10 protein-coding genes are annotated in these 6584 nt (G+C 43.2%); 3 read left to right on the top strand and 7 right to left on the bottom strand.

Annotation, left to right across the window (positions count from 1 at the left end):
- Positions 1-210 precede the first annotated feature (210 nt).
- Entirely contained in the window at positions 211-327 is a 117-nt protein-coding gene (locus tag EWV84_RS21590) for a photosystem II reaction center protein I (RefSeq protein ID WP_002732356.1), read from the bottom strand.
- A gap of 288 nt (positions 328-615) precedes the next feature.
- Here EWV84_RS21590 and rsmI point away from each other — a divergent pair, with 288 nt between their 5' ends.
- Positions 616-1455 carry a 16S rRNA (cytidine(1402)-2'-O)-methyltransferase gene (rsmI, locus tag EWV84_RS21585; RefSeq protein ID WP_286825213.1) on the top strand — a complete coding sequence of 280 codons (840 nt, stop codon included), beginning with the start codon at positions 616-618 and terminating at the stop codon, positions 1453-1455.
- 36 nt (positions 1456-1491) lie between these two features.
- On the opposite strand, the gene EWV84_RS21580 is transcribed toward rsmI, so the two are convergent.
- The 5 genes from EWV84_RS21580 to EWV84_RS21560 form a co-directional block, all read right to left on the bottom strand.
- The gene (locus tag EWV84_RS21580; protein ID WP_287079972.1) at positions 1492-2661 is read right to left on the bottom strand and encodes an LptF/LptG family permease; all 1170 of its coding nucleotides are present in this window, start codon (positions 2659-2661) and stop codon (positions 1492-1494) included.
- 32 nt (positions 2662-2693) lie between these two features.
- Complete coding sequence (lptB, locus tag EWV84_RS21575; RefSeq protein WP_002797884.1) at positions 2694-3422, bottom strand: LPS export ABC transporter ATP-binding protein; 729 nt, start codon at positions 3420-3422, stop codon at positions 2694-2696.
- A 105-nt stretch (positions 3423-3527) separates the two neighbouring features.
- Positions 3528-4028: an LptA/OstA family protein gene (locus tag EWV84_RS21570; protein ID WP_286825210.1), complete on the bottom strand. Its 501-nt coding sequence runs from the start codon at positions 4026-4028 to the stop codon at positions 3528-3530.
- Positions 4029-4181: 153 nt separating this feature from the next.
- On the bottom strand, positions 4182-4607 hold the full coding sequence (locus tag EWV84_RS21565; protein WP_045356566.1) for a DUF309 domain-containing protein: 426 nt from the start codon (positions 4605-4607) through the stop codon (positions 4182-4184).
- A 9-nt stretch (positions 4608-4616) separates the two neighbouring features.
- On the bottom strand, positions 4617-4976 hold the full coding sequence (locus EWV84_RS21560; RefSeq protein ID WP_002760795.1) for a ferredoxin thioredoxin reductase catalytic beta subunit: 360 nt from the start codon (positions 4974-4976) through the stop codon (positions 4617-4619).
- Between the two features lie 255 nt (positions 4977-5231).
- On the opposite strand from EWV84_RS21560, the gene EWV84_RS21555 reads away from it, so the two are divergent.
- Positions 5232-5531 (top strand): DUF1816 domain-containing protein, encoded by a 300-nt coding sequence (locus tag EWV84_RS21555; RefSeq protein ID WP_287079968.1) that lies wholly within the window; start codon positions 5232-5234, stop codon positions 5529-5531.
- Positions 5500-6147: a ComF family protein gene (locus tag EWV84_RS21550; RefSeq protein ID WP_286825205.1), complete on the top strand. Its 648-nt coding sequence runs from the start codon at positions 5500-5502 to the stop codon at positions 6145-6147. Before EWV84_RS21555 ends, EWV84_RS21550 begins: the two co-directional genes overlap by 32 nt.
- A gap of 43 nt (positions 6148-6190) precedes the next feature.
- On the opposite strand, the gene psbX is transcribed toward EWV84_RS21550, so the two are convergent.
- Positions 6191-6310 carry a photosystem II reaction center X protein gene (gene psbX, locus EWV84_RS21545; RefSeq protein WP_002759073.1) on the bottom strand — a complete coding sequence of 40 codons (120 nt, stop codon included), beginning with the start codon at positions 6308-6310 and terminating at the stop codon, positions 6191-6193.
- Positions 6311-6584 lie beyond the last annotated feature (274 nt).

The following is a 6584-nucleotide window of genomic DNA, read 5'->3' as shown; positions in this document are numbered from 1 at the left end:
CCCCTAAGCCGAGTTTTCAAGGTGCTGCGCCGTCCACTTGGTTTTCGAGACTGGCCTTTTAATTCTAACGTAAAGCCAACCTAGAACGGCGGGGTTTCAGACCCAAAATTTCCGATGATACTACCATGATCATTATTTCTAGGGAGACAGGGAAAGTTTAATAACTTGTTCCCTGTGCCTCTACCCTAGAACCGGTTTGTCAATTGTCTTCTACTCAAAGTCTTTGCGTCCGGGGTTACGGGTAGGATCGCCAGAAAGGAAGCCAAAGATAAAAAGTAAGACAAAGAAGGAAACAACGATATAAACGGCGATTTTTAGGGTTAACATTACTAAGACGTTCTCCTTAGACTAGATTAATTCAATAACAGGGGTGAGCATACCTTGACCTACTTTACCCCATTTGGGCGATCCCTGAACAGAGAAAAGCGATCGGTTATCAGTTATCAGTTATCAGTGATCAGATGTGAGTTTTTAGTGGACAGTCTTATCAGTGATCGGTGATCGGTTATCAGTGGGAGAAGAGAATATTAAGTGAGCAGGATTAAATGGCAGTTTTTTGCTGTCTTTTCACTGTTTACTGAAAATACGACTAAATAGCCTATTTTTAGCCAATTTATGAATAATCTCGGTAAATTGTATGTGGTGGGAACGCCGATCGGCAATTTAGACGATCTGACTTTGCGGGCCTTGGCAACTCTCAAAAAAGTCGCTCTAATTGCTGCCGAAGATACCAGACACACAGGGAAATTATTACAGCATTTTGATATTCCAACCCCTCAAATTAGTTACCACGAACATAATCGCCTTTCCCGTCTCGATGAGTTATTAAATATTCTCAGCCAAGGTCAGGATATCGCCTTGGTTACTGATGCAGGAATGCCGGGGATTTCTGACCCAGGTTATGAGTTAATTAAAGCTTGTATAGAAGCTAAGATCGAAGTGGTTCCCATCCCCGGAGTAACGGCGGTAATTACTGCTTTAGCGGTGTCGGGATTACCCACGGAAAGATTCTGTTTTGAAGGATTTCTTCCGGGTAAGGAAAAGCTGAGACAAGAGCGCTTAGAGAGTTTAAAAACTGAAACGAGAACGATGGTTTTTTATGAAGCTCCTCACAAACTTATTAAGACTTTGGAGGATTTACGAGAAACTTTCGGCCCAACGAGAAAGATAGTTTTAGGTCGGGAATTAACCAAGCTTTACGAAGAAATTTGGCGAGGAACTGTCGCCGAGGCGATTAATTTATATCTGGCGAATAAAACTCCTAAAGGAGAATTTACTATCGTAGTTATGGGCAACAATCGGTTCGATACTATCCAATTATCCGACGAGGAATTAAAACGGGAATTAAAACAGATTATCGAAGGAGGAGTTAATCGATCGCAAGCCAGCAGACAATTAGCACAGGTTACTAATTTGTCCCGCAGTCGTTTATACAAATTAGCCTTAGAAATTTGATGATTATCAATTTTTATTCCCACCGCTAACCCTCGATTACTTAGCCGATTGAAGTAACAAAATTCCCCCGGCAGTTAATCCTAAAATATTGGGCAACCAAGCGGCCATCAAGGGGGTTAAAACTCCCCCAATGCCTAAGGAACTGGTGACAAAAGATAGGAGATAATAGGAGAAAATTAGGACGATACAAATACCGAAACTGGTGGCTTTATTAGCATTTTGCGGACGTAATCCCAAGGCTGCCCCAATCATGCCAAAAACTAAACAAACAAAGGGTAAAGATATTTTCTGCTCGATTTGAACCTGTAGTTTTCTAATTTTGGTAGGATTGCCGCTTAATTGCAGTATTCCTAGATATTCCCGCGCTTGTCTTAGGGTCATTTCTGAACCATCTCGGCCTCGAAAAGCTAAATCTAAAGGGGTACGCGGTAGGGCTAATTGTTGATGTTGAAATCGTACAATATTACGATAGGAACCCTTAGGATCAATTAGATAAATTGTGCCGTTATAAAAATCCCAAATATTTTTTTCAATATTCCAAGAAGCTGATTCTGAGGTAATAATTTGATTAACTTCCGGTTGGGTGCGATCGAGAATGGTTAAACCTAGCATTTCTTGACCGTTAAATCTTTCAGCATAAAATAACCTTCTTAATACCGTTTGCGGTTCCCCTCCATCCGGCCGCCGCACTTTGCCGTATTCAGGATAAATAATATTATCTTCAATAAAAGATTTGCGATTTGGTCGCAGAGCTTTGGTCATGGTAGCATTAGCTTCATAACTGGCAGCCGGAGCCACATAATCATTAAAAACGTAGGTTAATCCCGTCACTATTAAACTTAGCACAATGGCGGGAATTATGAGGCGATAAACACTAATTCCAATACTTTTCAAAGCAATTAATTCGCTATCACTGGCTAAACGACTGTAGGCCATTAAAGCCGCTAAAAGTATCGACATGGGAAAGGCTAAAACGATAAACTCTGGCATTTTTAATAAGAGAATTTTTAAGGCCAAAGTAAAAGGTAAACCCGATTCAGTAATCCGTCGCACTAAATCAAATAAAGTACCGATCGCCACTCCCAAAGAAGTGAATAAACCCATACCAAATAAAAAGGGCAATAATAACTCGACAAAAATATAGCGGTCTAAGATGCTAAATCCGGGTATTCTACTTAAATTTCCTTGCCAATTGCTAACTTTCATGATATAATGCAGCGATTTTTTATTAATAACAATTATCGGAAAAAATTATCACCCAAATAATACTGACGCACCAGAGGATTATTATAAAGTTCTTCGCCACTTCCCGCCGCTAAAATCTGCCCTTCGCGCATAATATAAGCCCGATTAGTGATAGCCAAAGTTTCTCGCACATTGTGATCGGTAATTAAAATTCCCATCTGACGATCCCTTAAACCGGCGATCATCGCTTGAATCTCGGACACAGCGATCGGATCCACCCCGGCGAAAGGTTCATCTAATAATAAAAATCTCGGTCCGTTGACTCCCACCGCTAAAGCGCGAGCTAATTCTGTCCTTCTTCTTTCTCCTCCGGAAACGTAGGCTCCTTTAGTGCGAACAATCTTATCGAGGCGAAATTCTTTTAATAAATCATAGAGACGATTTGCCCGTTGGGAAAAGGGAACCCCCGACTGTTCTAGGGCTAACTGAATATTTTCTGATACAGTTAAATAACGAAAAATACTGGCCTGCTGCGTCAGATAGCCAATACCCAGACGCGCCCTTTGATTAAGGGGTAATTTGGTAATTTCTTTTTGATCGAGCCAAACGCGCCCTTGATTCGGTTTAATTAATCCCGTGGCGATATAAAAAGTTGTGGTTTTCCCCGCACCATTTGGTCCTAATAACCCGACAATTTCTCCCGGGGCAACAGTAATACTCACCCGGTTAACCACGAGCCTTTTACCGTAGGATTTATGGATATTTTCTAATACTAAAGTCATCTTGATCGGGGGATGGGGGATGGGGGATGGGGGATGGGGAAGTGGGGAAGTGGGGAGAAAAAAAGCTGACTCCTGAATTCTGTCTCGGAGACTACTGACTCCCAATCACTGCGGGTTAATAATTGGGGCAGCGGGGAGGGAAGGGGAAGGTATGGGTGCGGGTGTCGGAGAAGCAGCCGGTTGGGGGGAAGTTTCGTTATCTTTGACTAAATAAATTGACTCCACCTGCTGACTGGTTTGGGGAGTAGCGATAAATCTGCCCTCATCGACTAGATAAGTCATCGTTTCGGCGCGGATACTGTTGCCTTCCTGCAAAACGTAAACGTTACCCGTCATCACTAAACGACGTTCGCGGCTAAAATACTGAGCTTGGGCGGAAGTGGCCTGCATTTTGCGAGCGGGATAGAACACTTGTACGTTACCCCGAGCAGTAATTACCCCCGTTTTTGAGTTCGCCTCCTGAATATCCGATCGCACTGTCATAGCATTACCGGGTACAATATTCTGCTGTGCTTTGACTAGGGGAGAATTGCCCAATCCCACCATTAAGCCAGCAGAAACGAGGGAAACTAGCCATCCTCTGATTTTTGTGTATCTTGCTCTCATAGAAATGTCGCCTATAAGTAAATGGTTTCAATTAAATTGAAGATAGATTTTGTCTTTGATCCCCCCTTAATCCCCCCTTGATAAGGGGGGTGCTGACAATTTTTAACACCCACCTACTTAGATGTAATTGTATTGACTAACTAATCTAGCTTTTTAGAGGACAGGATGACTTTTGAGGATTTTCGGCAGAGAACATATAGATCGATCGAGGTGGGGGTGAGGATGTTCCTGATTGCTTTTCATCCCTTCTAGCACTGCCGGTAAAGCTTGGGGATCGAGATTCTGTAAAAAGTTTAATAGATCCAAACTCTCCCCAACCAAGTGCGTCACGTTGATCCCCTCGTAATCGGGTTGATAGTGTTGTAAACGTCTAACCCCTTCTCCCAAAAGGATTACCGCTCCGCGCCAGTTATTATTTTCTAGATGGTAACAAGCGACAGCAATCTGCAAAATGCCTTGATAAAAGGTTTTTTCTGGCTCTGCGGACTCCATCCACAAAGCCTCTAGGGTATCATGACAAGCATAGAATTGCTGGCGATTAAATTCGTCGATTCCTTGGCCAAAAGCGGTGGCTGTCATTACCCTAAACTAATGCCCCTTCATCGATTCGCGGACTTCTTGGATATAGTCGAGGGAAATTATCTGTTCTTCCCCAGCAAACTCGTTATCGGGGGTAATAAATAGCATACAGTGACATTCTTTCCGTTCCCGCATCGGTACACAGGGACAATTCCAGAAAGTATTTTTTACCTCCGCTTCTTTGTCTTCGTAGTGACGACAGGGACATAAAGGAGCGCCTAATTCGTCCTTATGACGCGCTAATCCCTCAATTACTACGGCTGTCACCGAGAGATCGCTACAGAAGTAAGTATTTGTACGTCTAGCGTACTGTTCGGCAAAATTCTTCATCGCCTCAAGACTCTTATCTGTGTCTGTGATCTGGCTCATAGTTATCTGATCCCCTTAGCTTTCTAAAAAAAAACTTTTTACTATCCTATCTCGATCCGCTTCCCCTTGGCTGAGGGGAATTTTTAGAATCTCTTTCGATTTTGCGACCGATCCCCTTGTTACTCTAATACGATAAAAAGACTCTCTTTGGCCAGAAGCTGTATTTTTTGGCCGGCAAATGGGAATTATGGGGGCAAAGTTCCTCAAAACCTATCCTTGATTCCCGCAATCCCTGTACCCTATCACTACCAGAACATGATTTTATCTTTCTTGGAGACAAAGAAAATTTCTGACGATAATACCCCTTGGTGGCTGAAAATTACCTCCCTTTCCCCCCACTGTATTTACTATTTTGGTCCCTTTGCCTCTTTTGAGGAAGCACAACAGCATCAGGGGGGTTATCTACAAGATCTAGAGTCCGAAGGAGCGCAAGGAATCAGTCTTTCGATCGAGCGGAGTAATCCCCATTATTTGACCGTTTTTGACGACGGAAATCAGGATCTAGCTAAAACTTTTGCTTCCCATGCTCGAACCTTTTCTCGCTTTATTTCTTAAGTCTCCCTGTCCTCTTTGTCAACGGCAGAGCGAGCGAGAGCTTTGCCGTGATTGTGGGCGACAATTACAGTCCTATCGTCAGAATAACCCGCTTTTTCTCTGGCGTGGTTCTATTCCCCTGTTTATCTGGGGACGCTATGAAGGTAAATTAAAACAGGCGATCGCTAAAATGAAATATGATCGCCATCCCGCTCTCGGCTCTTTGCTAGGCAGTTGCATGGGGGAAACTTGGCTGCTTCGTCCTCCCCTCACCGATAAACGCTTGACGGTGATTCCTATCCCTCTCCACCCAGAAAGGTTAAAGGAAAGGGGTTTTAATCAAGCAGAAGCTATTGGCGAGGGTTTTTGTCGTTTAACCGGTTATCCTCTGGCTAGTCGCGGATTAATTCGGATTAAGAACACGGCAGCCTTATTTAGTCTGGCAGCCGAGGAGAGAAAAAAGACGATGCAAGCGGCTTTTCAACTGGGGAAAAATTTACCGAAATCAGTGCCGATTCTCTTAATTGATGATATTTATACCACGGGAACCACGATCGAGGAGGCTGTGCAGGTTTTACAAACGGAGGGATATCGGGTAGTCGGTGCGATCGCTCTTGCCAGTTCCAAAATTAGCTAAAATGCCCAGACGGATCGGTCTGGGCATTTAGAGTTAGATTAAATTAAGTCCGTTTGATCTTGTCGTATTGACTAATGAAAATCAAACCGATAGTGGCAGGAATCAGGACGATAGCCGCACCTAAAACAAGGCTCCAGAGAAAGTTAGCTAAAGAGGGTGTCATGATAGATAAATCCTTTGTCATATTTTCAAAGACTTAGTTTTTTATCTTATCACCTTGGGCGAGAAGACCCCCAGTTCCACGACCAGATAAATGCGATCGCAGGTTTTATCGAAAATTTGGGTTAAAACCCCGTCCTTTTAGGACGGCTTTATGTTAAAATGAAATTGGTTTGAATCCCCTGAGTGGGCGGTAGTGAATGGCTCGATTGAGTTGAACCCTTGAACTCGAAAGTCTGCATAAGAGACAAAAAGGGAGGGTAGCGAAAACCTCGTCA

The organism is Microcystis sp. M_QC_C_20170808_M3Col (assembly GCF_007095505.1).
GTDB lineage: Bacteria > Cyanobacteriota > Cyanobacteriia > Cyanobacteriales > Microcystaceae > Microcystis.
The sequence above is the reverse complement of the archived record's forward strand: the minus strand, read 5'-3'. Positions and strand labels throughout refer to the sequence as shown.